A 24,932-nucleotide genomic window follows, 5' to 3' on the forward strand; every position below is an offset into this window, starting at 1 on the left:
GTCAGAGGGGGTTCAACCTTTTCCGTCGGCTCGTCACCACTCAATTCTCCTACGAGGAAAGTGTTACCAGGCGTCGGCACCATAATCCGACATCTCCCCAGGTCGCGAAGAGTGTTACCCGTCAGAAGTGGTAACACTTCTCCCGAGCCGGAGCAGCCCGAGCCCGAGACCGGTCCGGAGCTGGTGGCGGACACCGCTGCAACAGGCGCGAACGGGACGACCGGAGAACAGGGCAGGGTCAGCCGAGAGTCAGGCCCAGGCCCTCGAAGTCGCTGCCGCCGCAGGTGCCGAGCGTGTTGACGCAGTACCCCGCGAGGGTGTCGGAGTCCAGGGGCAGGTACTGGTCGGCGAAGACGTCGTCCTCAGCACCTTCTGCGCTTTCAGCACCTTCAGCGTCCGGGGCAGTCGGGGCGTCCCCGCCGACCTCACCCGTGAGCGTCTCGCGGGCCAGGCGGGCAGCCTCCGCACCGTCGGCGACGTCCGCCCGGTCGAAGATGGCGAACACCGCCTTCGTCAGCACGTCCTGCGCACCCGGGTTGCAGGTCGCGCCCGGTTTCCCAGTGTAGGGGTCGGCGCCGGGGATGCACTCCCAGCCCGCGGCGGTGGCGGTGGCGATGAAGGTGTCCACGTTCCCGGAGACGGCCGCCTCACCCGGCGCGTCCTGCGCTGCCGAGGCATCAGGCGCGAAAGGCGCCTCGGGCACCGAGGACAGGTCGGCGGACGGAGCCCCGTTGCCGCCGTCTCCACTGTTGTCGTCGCTGTCATCGTCGGATGTGCAGGCGCCCAGGGCGAGCGTGGCCACGGCGGTGACGGCGAGGAGGGAACGGGTGATGCGCTGGGTTTTCACGGTGTCCATTCGACCACACGCGACCCGTGATGTCAGTACCCGGACCGGAGTCAGGTTCAGAGCAGGGGGTGGAACCTCAGAGCTCGTCGACGGCCGGCGTCACCGGGGCCAGAGCACCCTCGGCCGAGCGCGGGTCCAGCGGCACGATGCTGGGCGTCCCCGTCACCGGATCCGGCCCCACCATCGCCGTCAGGCCGAAGACCTCCTCCACCAGCTCGCGCGTCATGACGTCCGCCGGCGCACCGGTGGTCACGATCTGCCCGCCGCGCATGACGATGAGGTGCCTGGCGTACCGACACGCCTGGTTCAGGAGGACGGCGATGACCAGGGCGGCGGCGAGGCCGATGAGCCCGACGGTGCGGCGGGCGTAGAGGGAGGTCTGCTTCGGCCCGGTTTCGGTGCCCGGTGGTGCGCCGTCGGGGGCTTCACCGGGGGCATTGGTCATCTGCTGCGTCATCTGGGCCTGTTCACTTCACTGACTGCGTTCACTGTGCCGGGGTGGGTCCGGAGTCCAGGCGGGTCCGGTGGTCGCGACGGTCTGCCGCGACGGTCGTAGGGGAAACTTACCCGCCACGACATGCGTAGCGTAGCCTGCCCTCCCTACGCGTAGTTGTCCAGAAGTGACAGGTCGTTGACAGGCCCCGGCGCCCGTCACTTCTGCAGCGGCTTGAGGATCTTCTCCTCGATCGTGTCGAGGTAGGCGGTGGCGGACTCGTAGTCCGTGACGCCACTGAAGACCGGGAAGACATGGTCATCCTTCGTCGCCTTCAGGTTCTTGAACAGTGTGTTGTCGAGAACAGACTGCATGACCGGGTCAACCGTCCCGTCCGGCTTCGCGGTGACAGTGATGGCGTCGGCGTCGCCGAGCGGTTCACCGATCTTCTCGGTCGAGTACTGTTCCCAGCCCTTGGGGAATTCCCCGGTCGGCAGGGATGCGGCAGGCTTCATACCGACCTCTTCATAGATCGCGCCGACAATGCTGGACGGGTAGGCGATGTAGAAGTTCGCGGCGTCATCCATCGGCCCGACATCGGCGAAGGTGTTGTCGGCGAGAACGTCCTTGTAGTCCTCCTGCAGCGTAGCGAGGCAGTCCTCGTAGGCGACCTTCGATTCCTCGAGCTTGTCTTCCGCACCGACCGCGTCCGCCAGCATTCCGACGATCGGCTTCCAGTCACCACGGGTCTCACCCTCGGCGATGACGGTCGAGGCGACCTCGGAGAGCTTGTCGAAGGTCTCCTGGTCGATCTCCAGGACGTCACCGACGATGACATCCGGCTCCGCCTTCGCCGCGGCCTCGATGTCCGGTTCAAAGAACTCCCCGACACTGTCGACCGGCTCCAGGAACTCCCTCTGCTCCTCGGAGATGCCGTCGGAGTAGTCCTGCGCGCCGACCGATGCATCGCCGAGCACCTCCGGCAACTCACGGTCGGGTGCGCCCCCACCCACGCGACACCGCCGTGGCAGGTGCAGTCACGATGCCCCCATGTCCGCATCACGCAGGCTGAGGTTGCTGGCGAGGGTGCCGCAACGACCTCAGCCTGCGCGATGCCGACGTCCGCCGGGGCAGTCGACCCGGAGCAGCCGATCGAGCCGCCCCCCCTACTCCCCCAGCATCTGCTCGCGGACCTCGACACGGCGCACCTTGCCCAGCTGGTCCGCCGGCAGCTCGGTGAAGACCTTGAACACGCGCGGGACCTTGTAACGGGCCAGGCCCTCACGGCAGTGGTCCTTGAGGACCTCCTCGTCCAACCGCGCCCCCTTCGCCAGCACCACACCGGCGGCGACGGTCTCGGAACCGTCCGAGCGCGGCAGGCCGACCACACTGGCGGCCTCGATCGACGGGTGCTCGCACAGTACCTCCTCGACCTCCTGCGGGTAGACGTTGAATCCGCCGGTGACGATCATCTCCTTGATACGCGAGACGATCTTCACGAAGCCGTCGGCCTCCATCACGGCCATGTCCCCGGTCCGGAACCAGTCGCCCAGACCGTCCTCCCCGGTCACGAAGGACTTCGCGTTGGCGTCCTCCCGGTTGAGGTATCCGCTGAAGACCTGCGGGCCGCGGACGACCAGCTCTCCGGCCTCGCCGTCGGGCAGCACCACGGTCGGGTCGTCCTGCGAGACGACACGCACCTGCGTGTCCTGGAAGGGGACACCGACATAGCCGGGACGACGGGCGTCGCTCATCGGGTTGCCGATGACGATCGGGGAGGTCTCGGTGAGACCGTAGCCCTCGACGAGGCGTCCTCCTGTGAGGTTCTCCCAGCGCTTCACGACCTCCACGGGCAGGCCCGACGCACCCGAGAAGGACGCCTTCACGCCCGAGATGTCGATGCCGTCCTTCTCCGCCAGGTTCATGATCGTCTGGTACAGCGCCGGGACGCCGGGGATCCAGGTCGGCTTCTGCTTCTTCATGGCGGACGCCAGCAGTTGCGGCTTCGGTGCAGGAAGCAGCAGCACGGTGCCACCGATGAGCGGGCCGAGGGTGATGTTCATGGTCAGGCCGTAAGCGTGGAAGATCGGCAGGGCGGCGAGCATCCGCTCCGGCTCCTCGTCCTGGCCGAGGCCGGGCACCCAGTTGCGGCCCTGGATGATGTTGGCGCAGAGGTTCGCGTGGGACAGCCCCGCGCCCTTGGGGGAACCGGTGGTACCGGAGGTGTACAGCACCAGGGCGATGTCCTCCGGTGTCACCACCGCGGTCTCGATCAGCGCGCGCCCCTCAGACGCCGAGGCGTCCTTCACCAGGTCAGACCACTCGGTGAATCCCTCGGTGGAGCCGGCGAGCTCACCGCGCAGCGCCTTGAGCGGCCTGACCGGGATCTTCAGTGCGGTCTGGAGGTACCAGGGCATCGCGCGGGTGATGGTCACCGGGATGATCTGCTCCAGCGGTGAGACCGTGCGCAGCTCACGGGCGACGTCGACGGCCTTGTCCCAGAACACGCCGACCTTCGCGCCGTGGTCCTTGAAGGCGACGGTGAGCTCGCGGGCGGTGTACAGCGGGTTGTGCAGCGTGGCGGTCGCGCCGAGGGAGAGCACGGCGTAGAAGGTGATGAGCGCCTGCGGACAGTTCGGCAGGGCGATGGCGACCCGGTCACCCTTGCGCACACCCCGGTTGTGCAGCATCGCGGCGGTCTTGTCGACCTGGCGTCCGTACTCCTTGTAGGAGACGGTGGTGCCGAAGAACGTCATCGCGGGACGCCTCGGCCAGGTCTTCACCGCATGGTCGAAGATCTCGGCGAGGGTGCGCTCGTGCCCGGCGTGATAGTCGAGCTCGGGGTTGACCCACTCCGGGTAGGCGTCCCACCAGGGGTGGTCCTTCCAGGTGGTGGACGGGTTCTTCGGGGCTTCCTGGTCGTCCGGGGTGGACGCACTGTTCTCGCTCATGCTGTGTCAGGGTACGCCGGGGGTGGTGTGCAGGGTGAGTCCCGGCGGTAACGTCGAAGCATGAGCACCTGGCTGAATCCCTATCTCAAGTTCCGCGACACCGCTGCCGAGGCCCTGGCGTTCTACCAGGAGGTCTTCGGCGGTGAACTGCAGACGCTCACCTTCGGCGCCGCCGGTGCGACCGATGACCCGGCGCGGGCGGACCTGATCATGCACGGCCACCTGGAGACCGCCGACGGCTGGACCTTCATGGCCTGCGATACCGCGGAGAACGATCCCCGTGATTTCGCCGCTCCCCCGGTTGACCTGTGCATCGGCGGGGCTCCGGAGGAGTACGACAAGATCGCCGGCTGGTTCGTGAAACTGGCCGAGGGCGGGAATGTCTTCCTGCCGCTGGAGAAGCAGATGTGGGGCGACTGGTTCGGGCAGCTCCGCGACCGCTTCGGCGTGAGCTGGATGGTGAACATCTCCGCCGGGGCTGACGGCTCCTAACCGAGCAGCGGAGCGATCTTGTTGTCGTAGGTCGACAGCGCCGCACCGATGGCCATGTGCATATCGAGGTACTGGTAGGTGCCGAGACGCCCACCGAAGAAGACCTTGTTGTCGGCGGTCTCGGCGTCCGCCAGCTCGCGGTAGCGCAGCAGCTTCTCGCGGTCCTCGGGGGTGTTGATCGGGTAGTACGGCTCGTCCTCGCCCTCGGCGAAGCGGCTGAACTCCTTCATGATGACGGTCTTGTCGTCCGGGTAGTTCTTGCGCTCCGGGTGGAAGTGGCGGAACTCGTGGATGCGGGTGTAGGGGACGTCCGCGTCGTTGTAGTTCATCACCGGGGTGCCCTGGAAGTCGCCGGTCTCCAGCACCTCGGTCTCGAAGTCGAGGGTGCGCCAGCCCAGGTGGCCCTCGGAGTAGTCGAAGTAGAGGTCGAGCGGGCCGGTGTAGACGACCGGGGCGTCCGGGTTCTGCTCCCGCAGCTCCTCGCGGACGTCGAACCAGTCGGTGTCCAGGCGGACCTCGATGAGATCGCTCTTCGCCATGTTCTCCAGCCACGCGGTGTAGCCCTCGACGGGCAGGCCCTCGTAGGTGTCGTTGAAGTAGCGGTTGTTGAAGGTGTAGCGGACGGGCAGGCGGGAGATGTTCGCCGCCGGCAGCTCCTTCGGGTCGGTCTGCCACTGCTTGGCCGTGTAGTCGCGTACGAAGGCCTCGTACAGCGGGCGGCCGATCAGGGAGATACCCTTCTCCTCGAGGTTGGCGGCGTCCTCCGGATTGAGCCCGTCGGTCTGCTCCTTGATCAGTGCCTTGGCCTCGTCCGGGGTGTAGTACCTGCCGAAGAACTGGTTGATCAGGCCGAGGCCCATGGGGAACTGGTAGGCGGTGCCGTCATGCATCGCGAAGACGCGGTGCTGGTAGTCCGTGAAGTCGGTGAACTGGTTGACGTAGTCCCAGACCTTCTTGTTGGAGGTGTGGAAGAGGTGCGCGCCGTACTTGTGGATCTCGATGCCGGTGGTGGGCTCGGCCTCGGAGTAGGCGTTGCCGCCGATGTGGCTGCGGCGCTCGACGACGAGCACCTTCTTGTTCAGCTGGCTGGCCGCACGCTCGGCGACAGTCAGTCCGTAGAATCCGCTGCCGACGACAATCAGGTCATAATCGCTCATGGCCGTCCACGTTACAGGTCGCCTACCCTGGAAGGTATGAGCGACCTGCCAGCCCAGTCAGCACTGCCAGCCATGATGCCCGCCGTCGCCGTGACGGAGGCGTTCCCCGTCACCGACCCGCGATGCCTCACCGATGTCGTCACCGATGTCCCGACACCCGGCCCCCGCGATCTGCTCGTCGAGGTGGCGGCGGTGTCCGTCAACCCGATCGACACGAAGATGCGGCGCCGTGCCGCAGCGGCCGTCGCCGCCGGTGAGCAGCCGGTTCTCGGGTATGACGCCGCGGGGACCGTCGTCGCCGTCGGTTCCGGGGTCGTCGGCTTCGCCGTGGGAGACACCGTGTTCTACGCCGGATCGCAGCTGCGTCCGGGCACGAACTCACGGTTCCATGCCGTCGATGAACGCATCGTCGGCCGCGCCCCGTCCTCGATTCCCGTGGTGGACGCCGCCTCGCTCCCTCTCACCGCACTCACCGCCTGGGAGGCCCTGTTCGAGCGCCTCGGCATCGGGTTGGACTCCGGCGTCGCCTCAGGTGCACAGAACCCGGCCTCCCTGCTGGTCGTGGGTGGTGCCGGTGGCGTGCCGAGCATCATGATCCAGCTGGCGCGCGCACTGACCGGACTGACGGTCATCGCGACCGCCGGTCGTGAGGAGTCGCGGGAGTGGGTGACGCGGATGGGGGCCCACCATGTGCTGGACCACAAGAAGGAGCTCGCCGGTCAGGTCGCGGCGCTGCAGAAGCCGGTCGCCGACGGTGGTACAGGGGTGCCGCCGGTGCGCTACGTATTCACCTCACAGTCGGGCGGGCGCTCCGGTGACCTCGCCGCGCTGATGGCGCCGGCGTCCCACCTGTGTCTCACCGACGATCCGGAGTCCTTCGAGTTGGGCGCGTTCAAGCGTAAGTCCATCTCGGTGCATTGGGAGTCGATGTTCACGAAGGTGATCTTCGGGGACGGGGACGCCGGTGACGCCACAGTGGACCCGGCGTCCCAGGGGCGGATCCTGGACCGTATCGCCGATCTGGTGGACGCCGGACGCATCGTCCCGACCACCGGGGAGACCCTGGTCGGCATGAACGCCGAGGCGATCGCGGACGCCCACCGTGACCTCGAGAACGGGCACGTCACCGGCAAGATCGTGGTGCGGGTGTAGCCGGGGAACCACCCAGCCCCGGCTCAGTCCGGGACGCCCTCCGGGTACTGCTCGGTGAGATCGCCGAACAGGCACCGCATCACCGCGGCGGCGGAGTCGATGTGCTGGTACAGCTGCTCGTCGGTGACCCCGAAGGTGCAGTCCACCGCGTGGTGGCCGACCACGTGGAGGTCCCCGTCATCATCGGTGCTGACGTAGGCGTGCGGGTACAGCATCCTCTCGTTCCAGTCGTTGCAGGTCTCGAGGAGTTCCCTCCGGCGGTCCTCCGGCAGCCAGCCCTTCCAGTACCCGGTGACTGACAGAACAGCATTGTCCTTCCCCGCACGGTCGAACCAGATGCGACCGTTCTCCCACCGACCACTGACCTCCCGGTCGACGTCGACGGTGTAGGCGATGCCCGCACGTTCCAGCGCATCCATCACACGGTGGCGGGTCACTGGCCGCAGGACGATGTCCGGCACACACCCGGTGAGGTCGTCGGTGCGGAAGTCGCTGTTGGTGTCGGTGTCGCTCATGGTGGGGTCCCCTTCATGTCGGTGCGTGGTGGCGGAACGCCTCCTGTTCTACCCACCACACCGGACGCCGCTCCCCCACCGTCGAACACGGCGTTCGAGGACGCCATTCACGTCCGTTTCCCCGTTCACCTCGGATACATCACAGCCCATGCCGGATTCAGACCCGAAAAGTGGCACAGCGTGTGATGTATCTGAGGTGAACGCGGGACTGGGGAAGTGAACGCGAAGGTGCCGCCTCAGAACCAGCGCTCGAGGACCCGCGCCACGCCGTCCTCGTCATTGGACGCGGTCCGGTGGTCGGTGGCTGCGGCCACCTCGTCCACCGCGTTCCCCATCGCGAACCCGTGCCCGGCCCAGCGCAGCATCGCCAGGTCATTGGGCATGTCGCCGAAGGCAACGACGGTCGCCGGGTCGATGTCCGGCACGGCGTCCGCGCCGACGTCCGAGCCCGAGGCGTCCCCCAGGGCATGGGCCAGCCCTGACAGCTTCGTCACCCCGGGGACGTTGACCTCCAGCAGTCCACCGTGGAAGGACCAGGTGACATGGGCGTCCGCCGGGTCGACGACGGGGTTGACCAGCTCGAACATGTCGGCCGAGAGCATGTTCTCGTGGCGGACCAGCAGCTTCACCGCGGGCTTCGACAGCAGCACATCACGGGTCTCCACGGCGTGTTCGTCGGTGTCCCAGGCGTGCGGGTAGGCGGGTTCGACCGCGAAAAGTTCCGACGCCCGGTCAAAGGCACTGGTCCCGGTCCGCTCCACGGCGAAGCTCACCGGCCCCAGGCCCATCCGGGCCAACGGGGCGGCGGTGGCCTCGAGGATCGCGCGGGTCACCCGGCGCAGGACCGCCGGTGCCAGTTCGGCGGCGTAGGTGATGCGGTCGGTGGCCGCGTCATAGACGACGGCCCCGTTGGCGCAGACGCACACCGGGGTGATGCTGAGCTGTTCGACGACCGGCAGCATCCACCGCGCCGGTCGGCCGGAGGCGGGGATGAACCGCGCACCGGCGGCGACGGCCCGCCCGATGACCTCGCGGGTCCGGGATGAGACCCGGTCCGCGGAGGTCAGCAGGGTGCCGTCGAGGTCACTGATGATCAGTGACGGCGCTGCGGTCAACGCTTCAGCAGTTTCTTCCACAGCGGCTTCTTCTCAGGCCGGGGATTCGCCGCCTTCTCCGCCTCACGGGCGGCGCGCTCCTCGCGACGCTTCTGCGCGTCCTCCCGGTCCTTGACCGTGGCGTCCTCCAGCGACGGGGCGGACCCGCCGAGCGAGACCGGCATCCAGTTCTCCCCCTCGGGGAAGGGGCCGTAGAGCTCGTCGTAGTGGGCGCGCACCTCATCGAGGCCGGCGGCCATCGCGTCGTGCAGGCGCTGCGCGGAAGCCTTCGCGTCCTCGGTGACCTCGACGGGTTCCCGGACGGAGACGATGAGGTCGGCGCTCTTCAGCCGCCAGATCGGCTTGCGTCCCTTCGTCCAGATCCGCTGCGAACCCCAGATCACCACAGGGATCAGCGGGACGCCGGCCTCGTGCGCGATGCGCGCGGCACCGTCCTTGACCTCCTTGATCTCGAAGGATCGGGAGATCGTGGCCTCCGGGAAGATGCCGATGAGCTCACCGTCGGCGGCCCGACGGGTCGCTTCCTTGACGGACGCCGCGCCGTCGGCACGGTCCACGGGGATGTGCTTACAGCCGCTCATCGCAGGGCCGGCGACGGGGTTGTCCCAGATCTCCTTCTTCGCCATGAAGCGGACGAGGCGTCCGCCCTGGTAGGCGGCGGGGATGCCGCCGAAGACGAAGTCCCAGTAGCCGGTGTGGTTGACCGCCAGGACCGCGCCGCCGGTGGCGGGGATGCGCTCCGGGTGCTGGATCTCCACGTTGAGGTGCTGCATCCGGCGCATCCACAGCTTCGCGAAGGGGATGATGATCCGGCCGTAGAAGGGTTCCCGCGACTCCGGGTGGGGCGGGGTGTCCGGCAGGGCCGGGGTGACCGTGAACCCCTTGGGGAGCCAGAAGTGGTCGCGGGGCAGCTTGAATGCCATGGAGTGTCTCTACCTCTTCTACGTCTTCAGTTCTACTTGCTCTTGGGTGTCAGGACGTCCTTGCCGATGAACGGGCGCAGTGCCTCGGGGACGACGACGGAGCCGTCGGCCTGCTGGTTGTTCTCCAGGATGGCGACGAGCCACCGGGTGGTGGCCAGGGTGCCGTTGAGCGTGGCGGCGGTCTGCGCCTTGCCGTTCTCGTCACGGTAGCGGGTCTTGAGACGCCGCGCCTGGAAAGTGGTGCAGTTCGAGGTGGAGGTCAGCTCGCGGTAGGTGTTCTGGGTCGGGACCCAGGCCTCGGTGTCGAACTTGCGGGACGCGGAGGAGCCCAGGTCCCCGCCGGCGACGTCGATGACGCGGTAGGGCACCTCGACGGCGGCGAGCATGTCCTTCTCCATGGCCAGCAGCTGCTGGTGGATCTCCTCGGCGTCCTCCGGCTTGGCGTAGACGAACATCTCGACCTTGTCGAACTGGTGGACGCGGAGGATGCCGCGGGTGTCCTTGCCGTAGGAACCGGCCTCACGACGGAAGCAGGAGGACCAGCCGGCGTACTTCACGGGTCCCTCGGAGAGGTCGATGATCTCGTCGGAGTGGTAGCCGGCCAGGGCGACCTCGGAGGTGCCGACGAGGAAGAGGTCGTCCTCGTCGAGGTGGTAGATCTCGTCGGCGTGGGCGCCGAGGAAGCCGGTACCGGCCATGATCTCGGGGCGCACGAGCACCGGCGGGATCATGAGCTGGAAGCCGTGCTCGACGGCCTTGCGGGCGGCGAGCTGCAGCATGGCGAGCTGGAGCAGGGCGCCGTCGCCGGTGAGGAAGTAGAAGCGGGCGCCGGAGACCTTCGCGCCGCGCTCCATGTCGATCAGGCCGAGGGACTCGCCGAGCTCCAGGTGGTCCTTGGGCTCGAAGTCGAACTCGCGCGGGGTGCCGATGTGCTCGAGGACGACGAAATCGTCCTCGCCGCCGGCCGGGGCACCGGTGACGATGTTGGAGATCCTGAACTGGAGGTCGTGGACGTCCTGCTCGGCGTCCTTCTCGTCGGCCTCGATCTTCTTGACGGCCTCGGCGAGCTCCTTGCCCCTGGCCTTGAGCTGCTCACGCTCCTCGGAGGTGGCATCCTTCATCTGCTTGCCCATGGACCTGGAGTAGGCCTTGGCCTCGCCGCGGGCGGTGTCTGCGGCGGCGATGAGGTCGCGTCGGCGCTGATCGGCTTCCAGGAGCTGGTCGACCAGCGACGGGTCCTCGCCACGGGTGCGCTGTGAATCTCGGACGACGTCGGGGTTCTCCCGGAGGAACTTCAGATCAATCATGACGACCAGCTTAGCGGCACCGGCATGACACAATGGTCAGCATGTCCTCTGAAACGCCCTCGCCGTCCCCTGAGCGTCCTGAGCAGACTGAGCACACTGAGCACGCTGAGCCGGTTGTGCAGACTGAGTCCGCTGAGCGTCCGCTGCACCCGCGCCGTCGCCGCGTCCTGAAGACCGTGCTCGTCGCCGCACTGTGCGGTGGCGTGGCTGCGGCGATGTACGCGGTCGTCAGTCCGGACGGGTCCAGCCCGGTCGTCCCTGAGAAAGAGGACGTGGCATCTGAGCCGGCGTCCTTCACTGACGCGGACGAGGGCAGTTGCCTGAACTGGACGCAGGACGGGGAGGTGACGCGCGACATCGTCACGGTGGACTGCGCGCAGCCGCACCGTTTCGAGGTCGCGACCAGGGAGGACCTGTCGCAGTACCCGTCCAGTGAGTTCGGGGAGGACGCCCCGCAGCCGAACCTGGAGCGCCAGTCGCAGCTGACTGCAGAGCTGTGCACCGGCCCGGTGACGGAGTACATGGGCGGCAAGCTGGACCCGAATGGCCGGTACACGATCTCGCCGATCCTGCCGCCCGCTGAGGGCTGGGCCGAGGGCGACCGAACCCTGCTGTGCGGTGTGATGGAGACGGATGTCGACGGCACCGCCGAGGAGGTCACCGGCGTGGCCGCCGGAGCGGACCAGTCGCGCTTCTCGGAGGTGGACGCCTGCGTCCGCGCCGACGGGAACACGGCGTCTGAGGTGCCGTGTGAGCAGCCGCATTCGTGGCAGGTGACAAAGGTCGTGAACCTGGGCGACAACTTCGACGGCGCATGGCCGACGGTGGACGACCAGAACAAGTGGCTGGCCGGAGTGTGCCAGGCGGCGGCGGTCGACTACCTGGGCGGTGGGGACGCCGGGGACGGGGCGCTCTACCAGTCGACACTGGCCCCGTTCTGGACCTCCATCGCAGAGGATTCCTGGAATGCCGGGTCGCGGACGGTGAACTGTGCGCTGACGAAGGGACGTGAGGACGGCAGCTTCGCCGACCTGGCCGGGGATGTGCGCAACGGGTTCACCATCGACGGCAACCCGCCGGAGCCGCAGCCGGCGCGGAACCCGAAGAAGTAGGGTTACCGTGCCGCGGTGGACCGATCAATGAGCAGCGCCGCCAGTTCCTTCATGTGATCGCCGTGAAGGAACGGCGCGGGGAGCGTCAGCGTTCTGATGTCGAAGTCAGATCCGAGAACGTGCAGATGAATATCCCCGTCCGAGCGGACGCGCACCCGGTGCCACAGGACGGTATCCACTTCCGCGGTGGTGATATCCGCGAGCGCGACCCTTGCCCGGACCAGGCGTCCGAGACGGATGCGCAACACATCCTCGTCGTCGACACGGAGCACGGACGCACCGACTGCCTGGTAGCCCCACACCGTCAACGGGGCCGCAGCGCCTGCGATGAAGAGCAGCCACCCCAGGGAATCGTTCGGGGTGGCGCCGAGCAGCCCCTTAATTCCGACGACGGCGCCGAGGACCAGCACGCCCATCAGAGGGGCAAGAACGGGCCACGGGTAGCCGCACCGAATTCTCCAGGGTCCCGACCAACCCCGCGGGCCGCCACTGAGTTCGGGACGCAGGATGCTCGCACGGGGTTGGATGCCGGTCACAGGGAGAAAGAGGACAACGGCGACGAGTGCCGCCAGCACGGGATCGCAGCCGGTACACGTCACTGTGGCAACGGCGAGAAGCGCGAGCACCACCACTGTGGTTGCCGCGGCCGCAAGACGGAACTCCGGCAGAACCTCGTAGTCCTTCTTCGGTGGGACCTCTCCGCCTTCCGCCCCGCGCGCATTGACAAGACCTCTCAGCGCATACATGTCCAGATCCGGGAAGGCAGTCCCCGGAACAACGAGAACCCTTCGTTGCTTGCGGACCCCGAACACGCGGGATTCCACCGACGGATAGACCGCCAGCCTGAGTTGATCAGGAGTGCTGAAGCCCCGGTACCGGGTGGCCAGAACGGTGGCGAGGGAGTGACGGTTCAACTGAGCCGTGAAAGAGCTCTGCCTACCGACACTGAGCCGGAGAGCGCTTCCGGTGAGCTGCAGGCTGGTCGGACCGAGTTCCGACATCAAGAAGAAGATTCCGGACCACAGCACCAGGCAGTGTCACTCGTCCCACCAGTTCTTCGGAAGAGGCCCGCCGCCAGCGGAATCCACCGGCGCGGACTGCGACCCGAATCCCGGGAGAACCTGCTGGGACTGTCCAGCCTCCTCGGCACGTTCCTCGTCCGCGAACGGGGTTCCCTCCTTGTCGAAGTTCCACCCGCGGGCCGGAACCTCGATCCGCCACGGAGTCCAGACCTGACGACCGTAGTGATCTGTCGACAGGGTCTCTGCCGTGACGCACCATCCCGACAGCGTCCGCAGGCTGCTGGCATGCAGCGACTCCGGAGTGAAGCGGAAATGACGACGCTACGCGCGCATCCGGCAGTACCGGCCGTCGAACTCGAGTCGCCGGTTCCTGAACAGTTCGACGAGCACGAACACCAGGCCGACGACCGCTATGACCACCATTCCCGTTGCCCGCCGCTCCTGACTGGCGGACTGATCCTGGCCGGATGCCCATATACCGAACCCGAACGTCGCGAGCATGAGGATCACCACCGGGGCGAGCTACATCAGCTTGCCGCCCAGCGACAGGGTCCACACAGTTCCAGGAGCGGTCGGGATCCGGCTGTCGGCGTCCTCCGGACGAGCACGGGTCGCGACGTCCTGGACCAGCAGCAGAAGGGGAAGCGCTGCTGCTGCGAGCGGAGCGGCGTACTCCCCCGCCCAGTCACTCCCGACGGACAGGACGCCGAGACCGACGACTCCTCCGACGCTGAATACCCAGAGAAAACCGGCCGTCAACCGACCCCGGTAATCGGCAGGCCCCATCACCAGACCTTGTCGACCCAGGCGGAGTAGTTGATGCCGCCGGGCAGGATGACCTGGCCGAGGGAGATGATGTTCCTGCCACCATTGGTACTCCAGAGCTCCTGACCCGGGTAGACACGGCAGTCACCCTGGGTCCGACCGCCGTGCACGGGACCGACACGCACATCATTCTGCCAACTGCACATTGTCGCCTTGTTCGAGCCTGCCGCCGGGGCAGCCGACGCGGCCGGCGCCATCGCTCCGGCGATAGCGCCGAGACCGGCGACGGCGACAGCACCGCGGGTGGCCCAGCGCCGCAGCCCCGAGGGTCGTGAAGAGTTCAGGTCAGTCATGGTTCCTCCAGATACAGGTACGTCAACAGGACCACTCTGTAACGTCCGCTACAGATAGTCATCTCGGGAAACCTATCAGCAGCACACTGAGTCGCGCAGAGGAAACCTCATAACTGACATAGATTGTGCTTCGATCCATGTCAGGGTATTGCTGCGTCCTCGCTCCTCCTCGCTGTGCCCACCACAACTACACTCGATCCCAGTAACCACACCACCTGACATGAACAATCCGGAGGCTCCCCATGGTCGAGGTCACCGACGAAGAGTTCGAGGAACTCGTCGACCGGGGACTCGACATGATCCCCCGGAAACTCCTCAACAGCCTGAACAACGTCGCCATCGTCGTCGAGGACCGCAATGAGGAGGACCCCACCCTCCTCGGCCTCTACCACGGAGTCGCACTCACCGAGCGCTCCGTCGAATGGCCGACGTACCTGCCGGACAAGATCAGCATCTACCGGGGCGCCCTGTGCGACTGGTGCCGCTCCCACGATGAGCTGGTGGAACAGGTCGCCATCACCGTCGTCCACGAGATCGGGCATCACTTCGGCATCGACGATGCCCGGCTCCACGAGCTCGGCTGGGGTTGAGCCCGGGACTCCGGGTGCGCTGCAGGTGCGCGTCGACCGGTTGGTCCGGGCAGAAGATTCCACCCCGTCGACGCACACCTGCACGGGGTAGCGGTGATCATGCTGGCCCGGACCATGATGCGTCCGCCGTTGTCGGCAGTACGCAGCGTCAGGCTGTTTTCGTCACCCTGCCAACAGCCTCAGACTGCGCGATGCCGCCGTCCCAGCCCGCAGGTTAGACCCGGGCGCCCACAGACTCAGCACCCTCGATCGGCATGGTGTCGAGGTCGTACTTCTCATTGGTCTCGAGCCCCTCGAGAACCTCGGCGACCTCATGCTCCTCGTCGACGACCGGCATGGAGCCGAGCAGGTTGCGTCCCGCAGACTCCCGCATGAAGTACACACCCATGCCGCCGACGATGCAGGCGAACATGATGTAGTACGCACCGGCATAGTCGGAACCGATGATGTTCTGCAGCGCGGTGATGACGAACCCGGTGGTACCACCGAACAGGGCGACCGCGACATTGAACATCAGGCCCATCGCCGTGTACCGGCTGGCCGTCGGGAACAGGGACGGCAGGGCCGAGGCCTGGATCGAAACCTGGAACATCATGATCACACCGATGATCATCAGGCCCGCCAGCGTGGACCACACGTGGTCCAGCATCATCAGCGCGAAGGCAGGGATCGCGAAGACCACACCGACCACACAGCCGGCGATCATCACCGGGCGGCGACCGATCCGGTCGGACAGGGACCCGAACAGCGGCAGTCCGACAGAGACGATGATCAGCACCGGCACCAGCAGGGCATTGCCGTGGACGGTGTCGTAACCGAGCGTGTCGGTGAGGTAGGTCGGCATGAACGTCGTCAGCGCGTAACCGACGACCTGGGCACACATGACCAGCGCGGAACCCATGAGGATCTCCGCCCCGAAGTTGCGGAACAGGTAGCTGACCTGCCCCATCAGGCTCGTGGTATTACCGCCGGACGCCGCGGTGGCGGCGTCCTCGCCCTCCTGGGAGGACACGTCGACAGTGTCACCGACGCGCTCCTCACGGCTCTCCTGCACAGCCTCGAAGGCCTGTGACTCCTCGATACTGGAGCGCATGTACAGGCCGACCAGGCCCAGCGGCAGTGCAACCCAGAAAGCGACACGCCAGCCCCAGGACTCCATCTGGGCGTCCGTCGTCACCACCTCCAGAATCGAGACCAGGGCGGCCGCGGCAGCGAAGCCCAGGTAGGAGCCGAGGTCCAGGAAGGACCCCCAGAAGCCGCGCTTCTTGTCCGAGGCGTACTCGGCGATGAACGTCGCCGCGCCGGCGTACTCGCCGCCGGTCGAGAAGCCCTGGATGAACTTCAGCAGGATCAGCAGGACCGGGGCGACGATGCCGATCTGCTGGTAGGTCGGCAGGCAGCCGATGAGGAACGTGCCTGCGGACATCATGATGATCGTGAACGCGAGGATCGCCTTGCGTCCCACCCGGTCCCCGATGGGGCCGAGGATCAGTCCGCCGAGCGGGCGGACGAGGAATGTCACCGCGAGGGTGGCGAAGCTCGCCAGCCCGTCCCACGGTGAGGGCAGCGGGAAGAAGTGGAGGGTGATGTAGGTCATGACATAGGAGAAGACTCCGATGTCGTACCACTCCATGAAGTTCCCGAGCAGTGTGGCGCGCAGCGCCTTCTTCATCTTTGACTGGTCCACGACGTGAATGTCGCTCGCCTGGATCGGCGCCGGGGTGTGGGCATTGTTAGCCACAACGGTTCCTTCCTATAGTCGAACCCGATCGACCGTAGCGGAAACCAGGGGAAGATATAACTAAGTGACCTATGTTAACCGGGGAGGTTCTCCGTGCCCACCCCACTCAGTAACCTTCCAACCAGCGGAAATGACGTCGGTCAGTGTTTCTCCGACAAATCTCGATGCCACGTCCTTCTCCGGCACCCACGCCGCCGTGTGGAGCATCGGGGCGTCCGTCGTGGGAAGCGTCGGCAGGACGGTTGACGGCAACGAAGCCCCCGGTCCCAGTTCCGGCACCTCCAGCTCCACCCGGGAGGAGTTCGGCAGCAGCGAGCGCACCGCCCACTCCGGCTCGACCCTGCCGAGGAACCCGGCCACCAGACGGATCACCGCTCCGTGACTCACCACCGCCAGATCAGAGCCCGTCGACTGCGCCGTGACCAGCTGCGGCAGCAGTGTGTCGAGGTAGCGGCTGACCACCTCACGTCCGGTCAGCGCCCCGGGCATCGCCAGATCCAGCGACCCACCCAGCCACTCGCCGAAGAACCGGTGGTAGTTGTACTGGGCCTCGGGATCACTGCGCATCTCGTAGTCACCGGCCGGGATCTCAGAGATCCCCGGCCACGCGTCCGGCGTCGGCAGCACCAGCCCGGCCCCGGCGGCACCCTCGACGATCCCCTTCGCGGTCTGCTGCGCCCGCAACGCCTGGGAGGACGCCAGGGTCAGACCGACCCCTGAAGCGTCCTGCGCTCCGTACTCCCCCGCGATGAGTTCACCGGCAGCGTAGGCCTGTGACCTGCCCAGTTCTGTCAATGCGGCACCGGGCAGATTCGTGTCCAGCGAGTGGGAGACATTCGACGTCGTCTGTCCGTGACGGATCAGCAGCAGCCGGGTCATGCGTACGGCTCCCCCTTCGTCCGCGCCTCGATCCACGCCCTCGACTCCGTGTAGTCCGGCGGCATCGACCCGGACGGCCCGTTCACCCCGCCGACCCAGCCCTCCTGCGGCCAGGACCCCAGGTACCGGAACCGCTCGGCGTAGCGGTACAGCCCGGCAAGTGCCTCAGCCACGGCCGGATCATCGATGTGCCCGGCGACCTCGACATGGAAGTTGTACGTGCCGGCCTTCTCCCGGGTGGGCCGCGACTCGATCCGAGACATGTCCACCCGGCGCGTCGCCAGCTCCATCAGTGCCATCACCAGCGACGCCGGCTCATTCGGTACCCGCAGCACGATCGCGGTGCGGTCGTTGCCGGTCCGGGCCGGCGGGGTCTGCGGCCTGGTGAGCAGCACGAACCTGGTACGGGCATCCGGCAGGTCGTTGATGCCGTCGGCGAGGGTCTCCAACCCGTTGAGCTCCCCGGCGCGGGCGGGCGCGAGGGCGGCGTCCACCTCCCCGGCGGCGACGGCGGTGGCCCCGGCACCATTGGAGGACGCTGCGACGAAGGTGACGTCCGGCAATGTGACCCCACGCCAGTTCGCCGTCTGGTTGTACGCCACCGGATGGCAGGTCAGCGTCCTCACGTCGGCCAGCGTCGTACCCGGGCGGACGAGCAACTGGAAGGCGACGGGCACATCATGTTCCCGCACGATCTGCAGTTCGGAACCGACGGTGAAGGCGTCGAAGGTCTGGGTCACCGGGCCGTCGACACTGGATTCCAGGGCGACGCAGGCGACGTCCGCCTCCCCGGAACGCACCATGTCCAGGGCGATCGCCGGAGAGGTGACGGTGACGTGGTCGGCGTCCGCCGGCAGATGCCCGGCGGTCGTGAAGTCGAGGACAGCCTGTTCGGTGAAGGTGCCCCTGGGCCCGAGGAAAGCGACGGTGGTCATGCCCATCAACCTACCTGGGCGAGCGCTACGCTGGGTCACCATGGGAACGCCCGGAACACCGACCACCACCGCCGCACGCCTGGCCGCGGCCACCGCGTCGACCGGGCTCAGTGCCGCCGAGCTGGGGGTCGCCCGGATGTACGACATCCCGCACACCAGCGGCTGCGCGGAGACCACCGGCACGCTGCGTGAGGTCGAGGTGCTGGTCAAGGATCTGCAGCGGGTCGCCGGGGAGACCACCGGGTTCGGCAGTCCCGCCCATGAGGAGGTCGCCGACGAGCACGACTCAACGGTCCGCAGCCTGCTCGCCACCGGCGCATCGCTGGTCGGCGCCTCGGTCACCGCAGAGTACGGGGCGACGGTCTACACCGAGCCTGACCTGGTCGGAGGCGGTCCGGGCCCGGTGAACCCGGTCGACCCGCGGATGACGACCGGCGGGTCCTCCTCCGGGGCGGCGGTGGCGGTGGCCCGCGGGATCGTCGACATCGCCCACGCCAACGACGGTGGCGGGTCGATCCGGGTGCCGGCGGCGGCGGTCGGCCTGCCCGGGTTGAAGCCGGCACACCGGGTCTTCGGGTCCGGTGCCGCATCCCGGGCACTGCCGAATCCGGCGGCGCAGGGCTTCATCGCCCGCGACCTGACGCTCACGGCGCGGGCCTATGATCTGGCCTCCACCACCCCGGTGCGCCCGGGCCTGCGCCTGGGCATGTCCACGGTGCCCTTCCACGGGGATCCGGGGCAGGCCGGGCCGACGGCGGTGGACCCGCGGATCGCCACGGCCACCACCGCGTCCGCCGCGTTGCTGGTGACCCACCCGCAGGTCAGTGGTGTTGTCCCGGTCGATGCCCCATACCCCGTGGAGCGGTTCGCGGTCTTCTCCCGCATCATGGCCGCCCGGTGCGCGGGCCTGCCCGACCCGCTGGGCCCGATGCCCGGCTGGCTCAAGGAGCAGGGGCGGGCGCTGGCGGCGTCCGATATCGAGGACGCCGCGGCGTCCCTGCGCGTCCTGCCCGGCGACATCGAACGTGCCTGGCCGGAGGTCGATGTGGTCGTGACCCCCACCCTGGCCTGCGCACCGCCACCGGTCGGCGCCTTCTCGTCGCTGGCGCTGGCCGGATCGCACCGTCTCGACTTCCTCGCGCAGACCGCGTGGACGCCGTGGGCCACCCTGTGGAACCTCACCGGTTGGGCAGCCCTGTCGGTGCCGCTCGTCGCCGCTGCCCCCGGGCAGTGGCCGGTCTCGGTGCACCTGGGTGCCGTCGGCGACCGGGTGGACGCCGCGACGCTGCTCGCACTCGGTGCCCATCTGCAGGACGCCGTGGCGCGGATGATCGGTTCCGGCGATGCGGACGCGTCCTGGTTCACGGTGGCAGAGCCCGGAAACATCGAGTCGCTTCGGTACCGGCCCGTCGTGGCCGGGCACACCCACGGACACTCGCATGACCACTGACCAGGGCCGCGTCCGCCGGTGGTTGGCCGCCCCCTCCCCGGTGCAGCCGGAGGCGGTGACCGCGGACGCCGACCGCCGTGCTCTGCGCTGGGAGATCGTGCTGGTCCTCGCCGTCACCTTCGGCACTTCGGGTGTGCGGGCGGCGCTGCGACTGCTCGAGTCCGCGACGACGCCGACGAAGCTCAACAAGCAGACCACCACCCTCAACGCAGAGAAGTCCTCACTGGCCTGGCTCGACCCGCTGTTCCAGCTCATCAGTTCCGGGGTGCTGCTCGCCTGGGGTGGGCTGGCGGTGTTCCTGCTGCTCAGGCATGTCCCGGTGTGGTTGGCCGGGATCTCGCCGCTGCGTCCTTCCCGGCGCGATGTGTTGCCGGGAGCCGGACTGGCTGCGCTGATCGGGCTGCCGGGTCTGGTGTTCTACGTGGTGGCGGTCCAGCTGAACCTGTCGAAGCAGGTCATGGCCTCGGGGTTAGACTCCTCGGTCGGCGATGTGCTGCTGCTGGTCATCAACGCCTGGGCGAACGGCTTCGCCGAGGAGATCATCGTGGTGGCATGGCTGGTGTCGCGGCTGCGGCAGTTGCAGGTGCCGTGGGTGTGGGTGTTCGTGGCCTCGTCGGCACTGCGCGGCAGTTACCACCTCTACCAGGGCTATTCCGCCGGACTGGGAAACATCGTCATGGGGCTGGTGTTCGTGTTCTTCTTCTGGCGGACCGGGAAGGTGTGGCCGCTGGTCATAGCGCACGGGCTCATCGACACGGTCGCCTTCGTCGGTTACCAGGTGCTCGGCGGAGTACCGGGGTTGTAGGGGCGGGCACTCGCACCCCTGCCAGCCGGTGTCCACCGGACTGACAGCGAATCATCCGCGAACACGGACGTCGGTGTCATGGCCGCACAAGTACCAGGTTCTACAGTGCTTCATATGGACGTCAGCCACTGAGAGGGGGCGGCGTCCTGAGAGGGCCCCGACACCCCGGCCGACCTGCGTGATCCGGTCCGGCCGCGGCGCCGGTGCCACCGTAGCGAGGACGGTGGCACCGGTGGTGTCGGGAAAGACGGAGCCGCAGGCGCCCGGTACCGAGAGGTCCGGCACCTGCGGCTCCGCTGCGTGCGGGGTGCCTACCGCTTCCGCTTCTTCTTCCCGCGCGAACCCTTCTTCGCCGCCTCGACGGCCGCCGCGTTCGCCGCCCTGACCATCGGCACGAAACCACCGACCACCACGACGTAGGGCACCAGGCCCAGGTAGCCGGCCCAGTCCGCCTGCACGATCAGGCCGATGACCAGGGCGACCAGCCACACACCCGCGGTCACGGCGATGGTCTTCTTCGCGACCGGCAGCGCAGCCTCGTGACCTGCGGACCAGGTTGCGTCAGTCTTCTTCACGGTCGGGGTGACCAGGCCGAAGCCACTGTCCCGTGACAGCTGCCCCTTCGCCACCGCCCGGACCATCGCGAAGACGATCCATGCCGCGACTACCGCCAGTACACCGGCCAGCAGGCCCAGGGTCTCATCACTCATGGATACAAGAGTATCGACGTTCACCCCGGGGACCGAACCGGCCGCTACCGACCTCATCTCATCCCCGAGGATGATCAGCTCCCCCGCGCCCTTCGTTATGCTGTCCTCCATGACCCAACCTCCCCGACCGGACGACGGAAGCGACAATTACGCCCGGGACCACCTCGGGCGCGTCCTGCGTGACCGGTTCGGCAACCCGGTGCCGCGTCGACCCGAGGCGCGACCCGAGGACAACAGCACCCGGATGTACGGGGACGCCCCCTCCCCGCAGGGCCCGGGCGACCAGCCCGCTCCCCCGCAGTACCGGCGCGACGGGAACCAGCAGCAGGGCCGGCAGCCCTACCGCGACCAGTACCCGCCGCGCGATCCCGGCCAGCAGCCGATGCCGCCGATGCAGCGCCCGGAGCCGCAGAACCAGCCACCCCGCCAGGCCCCGCCCCGGGCACCGCGCCAGAAGAGGCGGCGCCGTCGCCCGCGCATCGGACGCATCCTCGGCGTCCTCCTGCTGGTGATTGTCGTGATCGTCGGCGGTACGGCGTGGTGGGTCGATTCCAGCCTCAACCGGATCGACGCGCTCACCGACTCCGCCACCGGGAACACGAAGGGCACGAACTGGCTGCTCGTCGGCTCGGATTCCCGCGAGGGACTGTCCGACGAGGACGGCGAACGCTACGCCGCCGGCGACCTCTCCGAGGGCGGGCAGCGCACGGACACCATCATCGTCGTCCACGTCCCGTCGGTCGGCGGCAAGCCGACGATGGTCTCCATCCCGCGCGACTCCTACGTGGAGGTCCCCGGCTACGGCATGGACAAGATCAACTCCGCCTTCTCCTACGGCGGTCCACAGCTGCTGCAGCAGACCGTCGAGCAGAACACCGGCATGCGCATCGACCACTACATGGAGCTCGGGTTCGCCGGCTTCGCCGGGATCGTGGACGCCGTCGGTGGCGTCACCCTGTGCCCCAAGGAACCCATCGACGACCCGATGGCGGGCCTGAATGTCGAGGCCGGCTGCCAGAAGATGGACGGCCCGACTGCGCTGGGTTACGTGCGTACCCGCTACACCTCGGCCAACGGTGACCTCGACCGCGTCGAGCGGCAGCGCGAGTTCCTCACCGCGGTGATCAAGAAGGTGGGGTCCCTCTCGACGATGATCAACCCGTTCCGGGCCTTCCCCCTGATCAGCAACCTGACGGACGCCGTCACCGTGGACAACGGGGACCACGTCTGGCACCTGGCGTCCCTGGGTCTGGGCCTGGTCCGCGGTTCCGAGCAGCAGACCGTCCCGGTCGGCGGTTTCGCCGACACAGACGCCGGCAGCGTCGTCCTGTGGGACGACGCTGCCGCGGAAGAACTGTTCTCGACTATGCGCTGAGGGCGCTGACTAGCGCTGACTAGAGCGCCGCGAGGGCGGCGTCGTAGTCGGGCTCGGTGGTGATCTCGGGGACGAGCTCGGTGTGGAGCACGGTGCCGTCGGTGTCGATGACGACGACCGCGCGGGCCAGCACACCGGCCAGCGGGGAATCGAGGAGACGCACACCGTAGTCCTCGCTGAAGGAAGAGCGGAACGACGAGGTCGCGGTGACGTTCTCGATGCCCTCGGCGGCGCAGAAGCGGCCCAGGGCGAAGGGGAGGTCCTTGGAGACCGAGACGACGACCGTGTTGTCCAGGCCGGTGGCGCGCTTGTTGAACTCACGCTCGGAGTTCGCGCACACGCCGGTGTCGACCGACGGGAAGATGTTGAGGATCACGCGCTTGCCGGCGAAGTCGCTCAGCGAGACATCCTGCAGGTCGGCGTTGACGGTGGTGAAAGCGGGCGCCGCAGCACCGACGGCGGGAAGATCGCCGACGGTGTGGGCGGGGGTTCCGGAGAATGCGGTATCAGCCATGCCACCGTTTCTACACGGTTCTAGCGGATCGTGACCTCACGGGCGATGATCGTCTGCTTCGACTTCTGCTCCTCGGCGGTGAGCTGGGCGGCGTCCCCGGAACCGGCGAGCTCGTCGAGGGCGGCGGCGAGCCGGGCGTCCAGCTTCTCCAGCGGGGCGGCGAACTCCGGCGCGGTGACCGTGTTGTCCAGGTCGAAGACCGGGACGAGCAGGCCGTGGGTGCGGAAGACACCGGCGAAGCGGGTGTCTTCGCCGAGGTTCAGCTCACCGGCGGCGTGCACGCGGGCCAGGGCCGGCAGCAGCACGTTCTCGGTCTCCGGGCGGATCCACCGGATGTGGGCCTTCTCGCCCGGGTCGATCCACCAGGCGGCACCGGTGACGGGGGCGTCGATGCGCTCGGACGGCAGGACCGAGTCATTGGCCTGCTGCAGGGTCTGCTGCACGGTCGGGTTGGACTGCTGGTCCTCGGTGAGCCACCAGTTGAAGTCCTCGGCGACCTCGATGAGCGGGGTCTGGTCCTTGGCGAGCAGGGTGTCCAGCGCCGGCTCGGAGCCGTCGGCGACACCGGTCTCCAGGGAGGCACCCGGCGCGGCGTCCTTCGCCCAGTTCAGTGCGAAGGCGAGGTCGCGGTTCGGGTTGTTGCCGCGCTGGGCGGTCTGCAGGGCGACGAGTGCCTCGCCACCCTCCTCCTCCGGGCGGACCAGGGCGGCGACCGCACCCGGCAGCACGGTGACGATGCGCACCGGGCGGGGGAACGCGGCGTCCGCCACCGTCTCGGCGAGGAAGTGCGCCGAGGGGACGAACTCCTGCATCGCGACGAGGTCGGCCTCGGCCGCGAAGCCGTCGTAGGGGCGGGGGTCGCGCTCAAAGGCGGCGCGCTCGGCGGCGCGGCGGGCGAGCTTCGCCTGGCGGCGGCTCATGCCCTCGGGCAGGACTTCTTCGTTCTTCTTCTTCTTGGCCACCCGGCCAGTGTATGTCAGCGGCTCAGGCTGAAGGAACGGGTCGCCCCCTCGCACCACCCGCGGGCCCGGTCCGGGTAGTCCGTGGCGATCCACCCGATACCGTGACGCTGCGCCCACCGGACGTTCCCCGCGCTGTTCAGTGTGTACAGGTAGGTGTTCGACGGTGCGTCCCCCAGGCTCTGTGGTGCGGTCCGTGCACGGCTCACGGCGAAGCCCGGGGACTGGGCGACGCAGGCCGGCTCCAGCCGACGGACGATCTTCCAGCCGGTGTACTTCTTGCGCAGGTAGACGCGGTGGATGCCGGGGTTGATCCTGCGGAACCGGGCGAGAGAGCCGGGGTCGAAGGAGATGAGGTGGACAGGCCCCGCAGCAGGGTCCGCACCGGGCCCGTCAGCCAGCCCCGCCGCCACGAGGTCACGCTGCAGGGCCTGTTCCAGCTGGCCGCGGCGCTCGGCGACAGTGTCGAGCCGCTTGGTCTCCACGAAGATCTCCGGGCGGTAGTCGGGACGCTGCGCGTCCTTCACCAGCTCCAGCAGCTCGGCGAGGGTGAGGATCCGCTGCGGACGCTCTGCGGTGCCGAAGTTCAGTTCCCGCAGTTCGGCGAGGTTCTTCGAGTTCACCGCGCCGGTGCCGTCGGAGGTGCGGTCGACCGTCGGGTCGTGGAGGCAGACCGCCACGCCGTCGGCGGTAAGCTGGATATCGCACTCCACACCGTCGGCTCCCAGGGCGAACGCCGTCTCGTAGGCGTCCTGCGTCATTTCCGGGTGATAGCCGCTGGCGCCGCGGTGCGCGATGATCTTCACGTCTCACACGGTAGTCACCGCGGT

The 24,932-nt window shown here is 67.8% G+C and carries 27 protein-coding genes; 7 read left to right on the plus strand and 20 right to left on the minus strand.

What is annotated here, in order from left to right; translation table 11 throughout:
* Positions 1-238: 238 nt before the first annotated feature.
* From CVA01_RS04140 to CVA01_RS04155, 4 genes are all read right to left on the minus strand, one after another.
* On the minus strand, positions 239-856 hold the full coding sequence (locus CVA01_RS04140; protein WP_141328841.1) for a hypothetical protein: 618 nt from the start codon (positions 854-856) through the stop codon (positions 239-241).
* 67 nt (positions 857-923) lie between these two features.
* Positions 924-1,304, minus strand: a complete 381-nt coding sequence (locus tag CVA01_RS04145; protein ID WP_170209689.1) for an ATP-binding cassette domain-containing protein — start codon at positions 1,302-1,304, stop codon at positions 924-926.
* A 194-nt stretch (positions 1,305-1,498) separates the two neighbouring features.
* A complete protein-coding gene (locus CVA01_RS04150; RefSeq protein WP_244938138.1) occupies positions 1,499-2,293 on the minus strand; it encodes an ABC transporter substrate-binding protein in 795 nt (264 codons plus the stop codon).
* 153 nt (positions 2,294-2,446) lie between these two features.
* Positions 2,447-4,231: a long-chain-fatty-acid--CoA ligase gene (locus tag CVA01_RS04155; protein ID WP_141328843.1), complete on the minus strand. Its 1,785-nt coding sequence runs from the start codon at positions 4,229-4,231 to the stop codon at positions 2,447-2,449.
* A 60-nt stretch (positions 4,232-4,291) separates the two neighbouring features.
* On the opposite strand from CVA01_RS04155, the gene CVA01_RS04160 reads away from it, so the two are divergent.
* Positions 4,292-4,723: a VOC family protein gene (locus tag CVA01_RS04160; protein ID WP_141328846.1), complete on the plus strand. Its 432-nt coding sequence runs from the start codon at positions 4,292-4,294 to the stop codon at positions 4,721-4,723.
* On the opposite strand, the gene glf is transcribed toward CVA01_RS04160, so the two are convergent.
* Entirely contained in the window at positions 4,720-5,880 is a 1,161-nt protein-coding gene (glf, locus tag CVA01_RS04165; protein ID WP_141328848.1) for a UDP-galactopyranose mutase, read from the minus strand. The two genes, CVA01_RS04160 and glf, sit on opposite strands and share 4 nt — an antisense overlap.
* Positions 5,881-5,916: 36 nt before the next feature.
* Between glf and CVA01_RS04170 the strand changes: the two genes are divergently transcribed.
* Positions 5,917-7,032: a zinc-binding alcohol dehydrogenase family protein gene (locus tag CVA01_RS04170; RefSeq protein WP_170209690.1), complete on the plus strand. Its 1,116-nt coding sequence runs from the start codon at positions 5,917-5,919 to the stop codon at positions 7,030-7,032.
* Positions 7,033-7,055: 23 nt separating this feature from the next.
* On the opposite strand, the gene CVA01_RS04175 is transcribed toward CVA01_RS04170, so the two are convergent.
* The 4 genes from CVA01_RS04175 to serS all read right to left on the minus strand — a co-directional run bounded on the left by CVA01_RS04175 (position 7,056) and on the right by serS (position 10,892).
* Positions 7,056-7,547 (minus strand): type III secretion system chaperone family protein, encoded by a 492-nt coding sequence (locus CVA01_RS04175; RefSeq protein ID WP_141328850.1) that lies wholly within the window; start codon positions 7,545-7,547, stop codon positions 7,056-7,058.
* 236 nt (positions 7,548-7,783) lie between these two features.
* Complete coding sequence (locus tag CVA01_RS04180; protein ID WP_244938139.1) at positions 7,784-8,683, minus strand: Cof-type HAD-IIB family hydrolase; 900 nt, start codon at positions 8,681-8,683, stop codon at positions 7,784-7,786.
* Positions 8,659-9,585, minus strand: a complete 927-nt coding sequence (locus CVA01_RS04185) for a lysophospholipid acyltransferase family protein (RefSeq protein ID WP_141328852.1) — start codon at positions 9,583-9,585, stop codon at positions 8,659-8,661. Before CVA01_RS04185 ends, CVA01_RS04180 begins: the two co-directional genes overlap by 25 nt.
* A 32-nt stretch (positions 9,586-9,617) precedes the next feature.
* Entirely contained in the window at positions 9,618-10,892 is a 1,275-nt protein-coding gene (gene serS, locus CVA01_RS04190; protein ID WP_141328854.1) for a serine--tRNA ligase, read from the minus strand.
* Between the two features lie 116 nt (positions 10,893-11,008).
* On the opposite strand from serS, the gene CVA01_RS04195 reads away from it, so the two are divergent.
* The gene (locus tag CVA01_RS04195) at positions 11,009-12,004 is read left to right on the plus strand and encodes a septum formation family protein (protein WP_141328925.1); all 996 of its coding nucleotides are present in this window, start codon (positions 11,009-11,011) and stop codon (positions 12,002-12,004) included.
* A gap of 2 nt (positions 12,005-12,006) precedes the next feature.
* On the opposite strand, the gene CVA01_RS04200 is transcribed toward CVA01_RS04195, so the two are convergent.
* From CVA01_RS04200 to CVA01_RS04215, 4 genes are all read right to left on the minus strand, one after another.
* Complete coding sequence (locus CVA01_RS04200; protein ID WP_141328856.1) at positions 12,007-13,005, minus strand: hypothetical protein; 999 nt, start codon at positions 13,003-13,005, stop codon at positions 12,007-12,009.
* A 342-nt stretch (positions 13,006-13,347) separates the two neighbouring features.
* On the minus strand, positions 13,348-13,527 hold the full coding sequence (locus CVA01_RS04205; protein ID WP_170209691.1) for a hypothetical protein: 180 nt from the start codon (positions 13,525-13,527) through the stop codon (positions 13,348-13,350).
* A gap of 21 nt (positions 13,528-13,548) precedes the next feature.
* Positions 13,549-13,812, minus strand: a complete 264-nt coding sequence (locus CVA01_RS04210; RefSeq protein WP_141328860.1) for a hypothetical protein — start codon at positions 13,810-13,812, stop codon at positions 13,549-13,551.
* Positions 13,812-14,144, minus strand: a complete 333-nt coding sequence (locus CVA01_RS04215; protein WP_141328862.1) for a hypothetical protein — start codon at positions 14,142-14,144, stop codon at positions 13,812-13,814. Before CVA01_RS04215 ends, CVA01_RS04210 begins: the two co-directional genes overlap by 1 nt.
* 242 nt (positions 14,145-14,386) lie before the next feature.
* Here CVA01_RS04215 and CVA01_RS04220 point away from each other — a divergent pair, with 242 nt between their 5' ends.
* On the plus strand, positions 14,387-14,734 hold the full coding sequence (locus tag CVA01_RS04220; RefSeq protein WP_014008750.1) for a metallopeptidase family protein: 348 nt from the start codon (positions 14,387-14,389) through the stop codon (positions 14,732-14,734).
* A gap of 214 nt (positions 14,735-14,948) precedes the next feature.
* Here CVA01_RS04220 and CVA01_RS04225 read toward each other — a convergent pair whose 3' ends face one another.
* From CVA01_RS04225 to pheA, 3 genes are all read right to left on the minus strand, one after another.
* Positions 14,949-16,475 (minus strand): MFS transporter, encoded by a 1,527-nt coding sequence (locus CVA01_RS04225; RefSeq protein ID WP_141328864.1) that lies wholly within the window; start codon positions 16,473-16,475, stop codon positions 14,949-14,951.
* 69 nt (positions 16,476-16,544) lie between these two features.
* A complete protein-coding gene (locus CVA01_RS04230; RefSeq protein WP_141328866.1) occupies positions 16,545-17,354 on the minus strand; it encodes a histidine phosphatase family protein in 810 nt (269 codons plus the stop codon).
* Positions 17,351-18,289: a prephenate dehydratase gene (gene pheA / locus CVA01_RS04235; protein ID WP_041630320.1), complete on the minus strand. Its 939-nt coding sequence runs from the start codon at positions 18,287-18,289 to the stop codon at positions 17,351-17,353. Before pheA ends, CVA01_RS04230 begins: the two co-directional genes overlap by 4 nt.
* A 40-nt stretch (positions 18,290-18,329) precedes the next feature.
* Here pheA and CVA01_RS04240 point away from each other — a divergent pair, with 40 nt between their 5' ends.
* Both CVA01_RS04240 and CVA01_RS04245 read left to right on the plus strand, forming a co-directional pair.
* A complete protein-coding gene (locus CVA01_RS04240; protein WP_170209692.1) occupies positions 18,330-19,739 on the plus strand; it encodes an amidase family protein in 1,410 nt (469 codons plus the stop codon).
* Complete coding sequence (locus tag CVA01_RS04245) at positions 19,729-20,544, plus strand: CPBP family intramembrane glutamic endopeptidase (RefSeq protein ID WP_244938140.1); 816 nt, start codon at positions 19,729-19,731, stop codon at positions 20,542-20,544. The genes CVA01_RS04240 and CVA01_RS04245 overlap by 11 nt, the downstream gene beginning before the upstream one ends.
* Before the next feature lie 311 nt (positions 20,545-20,855).
* Here the strand turns inward: CVA01_RS04245 and CVA01_RS04250 are convergent, their stop codons facing one another.
* Positions 20,856-21,254: a hypothetical protein gene (locus CVA01_RS04250; RefSeq protein ID WP_073884798.1), complete on the minus strand. Its 399-nt coding sequence runs from the start codon at positions 21,252-21,254 to the stop codon at positions 20,856-20,858.
* Between the two features lie 109 nt (positions 21,255-21,363).
* Here CVA01_RS04250 and CVA01_RS04255 point away from each other — a divergent pair, with 109 nt between their 5' ends.
* Complete coding sequence (locus CVA01_RS04255) at positions 21,364-22,629, plus strand: LCP family protein (protein ID WP_170209693.1); 1,266 nt, start codon at positions 21,364-21,366, stop codon at positions 22,627-22,629.
* Between the two features lie 19 nt (positions 22,630-22,648).
* On the opposite strand, the gene tpx is transcribed toward CVA01_RS04255, so the two are convergent.
* From tpx to CVA01_RS04270, 3 genes are read right to left on the minus strand one after another with little or no spacing between them, the layout of a single operon-like run.
* Positions 22,649-23,143 carry a thiol peroxidase gene (tpx, locus tag CVA01_RS04260; RefSeq protein ID WP_141328870.1) on the minus strand — a complete coding sequence of 165 codons (495 nt, stop codon included), beginning with the start codon at positions 23,141-23,143 and terminating at the stop codon, positions 22,649-22,651.
* Positions 23,144-23,163: 20 nt separating this feature from the next.
* Positions 23,164-24,105, minus strand: a complete 942-nt coding sequence (locus CVA01_RS04265; RefSeq protein WP_141328872.1) for a DUF5926 family protein — start codon at positions 24,103-24,105, stop codon at positions 23,164-23,166.
* Positions 24,106-24,119: 14 nt separating this feature from the next.
* Positions 24,120-24,908, minus strand: a complete 789-nt coding sequence (locus tag CVA01_RS04270) for a glycerophosphodiester phosphodiesterase (RefSeq protein WP_141328874.1) — start codon at positions 24,906-24,908, stop codon at positions 24,120-24,122.
* Positions 24,909-24,932 lie beyond the last annotated feature (24 nt).

It is taken from the genome of Corynebacterium variabile (genome assembly GCF_006539825.1).
GTDB lineage: Bacteria > Actinomycetota > Actinomycetes > Mycobacteriales > Mycobacteriaceae > Corynebacterium > Corynebacterium variabile.

Excerpts from the sequence above, each read along its gene's own strand:
- CVA01_RS04140 (WP_141328841.1), bottom strand. The coding sequence starts at position 856 with ATGGACACCGTGAAAACCCAGCGCATCACCCGTTCCCTCCTCGCCGTC.
- CVA01_RS04145 (WP_170209689.1), bottom strand. The coding sequence starts at position 1,304 with ATGACGCAGCAGATGACCAATGCCCCCGGTGAAGCCCCCGACGGCGCA.
- CVA01_RS04155 (WP_141328843.1), bottom strand. The coding sequence starts at position 4,231 with ATGAGCGAGAACAGTGCGTCCACCCCGGACGACCAGGAAGCCCCGAAG.
- CVA01_RS04160 (WP_141328846.1), top strand. The coding sequence starts at position 4,292 with ATGAGCACCTGGCTGAATCCCTATCTCAAGTTCCGCGACACCGCTGCC.
- glf (WP_141328848.1), bottom strand. The coding sequence starts at position 5,880 with ATGAGCGATTATGACCTGATTGTCGTCGGCAGCGGATTCTACGGACTG.
- CVA01_RS04170 (WP_170209690.1), top strand. The coding sequence starts at position 5,917 with ATGAGCGACCTGCCAGCCCAGTCAGCACTGCCAGCCATGATGCCCGCC.
- CVA01_RS04175 (WP_141328850.1), bottom strand. The coding sequence starts at position 7,547 with ATGAGCGACACCGACACCAACAGCGACTTCCGCACCGACGACCTCACC.
- CVA01_RS04185 (WP_141328852.1), bottom strand. The coding sequence starts at position 9,585 with ATGGCATTCAAGCTGCCCCGCGACCACTTCTGGCTCCCCAAGGGGTTC.
- serS (WP_141328854.1), bottom strand. The coding sequence starts at position 10,892 with ATGATTGATCTGAAGTTCCTCCGGGAGAACCCCGACGTCGTCCGAGAT.
- CVA01_RS04200 (WP_141328856.1), bottom strand. The coding sequence starts at position 13,005 with ATGTCGGAACTCGGTCCGACCAGCCTGCAGCTCACCGGAAGCGCTCTC.
- CVA01_RS04205 (WP_170209691.1), bottom strand. The coding sequence starts at position 13,527 with ATGCTCGCGACGTTCGGGTTCGGTATATGGGCATCCGGCCAGGATCAG.
- CVA01_RS04210 (WP_141328860.1), bottom strand. The coding sequence starts at position 13,812 with ATGGGGCCTGCCGATTACCGGGGTCGGTTGACGGCCGGTTTTCTCTGG.
- CVA01_RS04215 (WP_141328862.1), bottom strand. The coding sequence starts at position 14,144 with ATGACTGACCTGAACTCTTCACGACCCTCGGGGCTGCGGCGCTGGGCC.
- CVA01_RS04220 (WP_014008750.1), top strand. The coding sequence starts at position 14,387 with ATGGTCGAGGTCACCGACGAAGAGTTCGAGGAACTCGTCGACCGGGGA.
- CVA01_RS04230 (WP_141328866.1), bottom strand. The coding sequence starts at position 17,354 with ATGACCCGGCTGCTGCTGATCCGTCACGGACAGACGACGTCGAATGTC.
- pheA (WP_041630320.1), bottom strand. The coding sequence starts at position 18,289 with ATGACCACCGTCGCTTTCCTCGGGCCCAGGGGCACCTTCACCGAACAG.
- CVA01_RS04240 (WP_170209692.1), top strand. The coding sequence starts at position 18,330 with ATGGGAACGCCCGGAACACCGACCACCACCGCCGCACGCCTGGCCGCG.
- CVA01_RS04245 (WP_244938140.1), top strand. The coding sequence starts at position 19,729 with ATGACCACTGACCAGGGCCGCGTCCGCCGGTGGTTGGCCGCCCCCTCC.
- CVA01_RS04250 (WP_073884798.1), bottom strand. The coding sequence starts at position 21,254 with ATGAGTGATGAGACCCTGGGCCTGCTGGCCGGTGTACTGGCGGTAGTC.
- CVA01_RS04255 (WP_170209693.1), top strand. The coding sequence starts at position 21,364 with ATGACCCAACCTCCCCGACCGGACGACGGAAGCGACAATTACGCCCGG.
- tpx (WP_141328870.1), bottom strand. The coding sequence starts at position 23,143 with ATGGCTGATACCGCATTCTCCGGAACCCCCGCCCACACCGTCGGCGAT.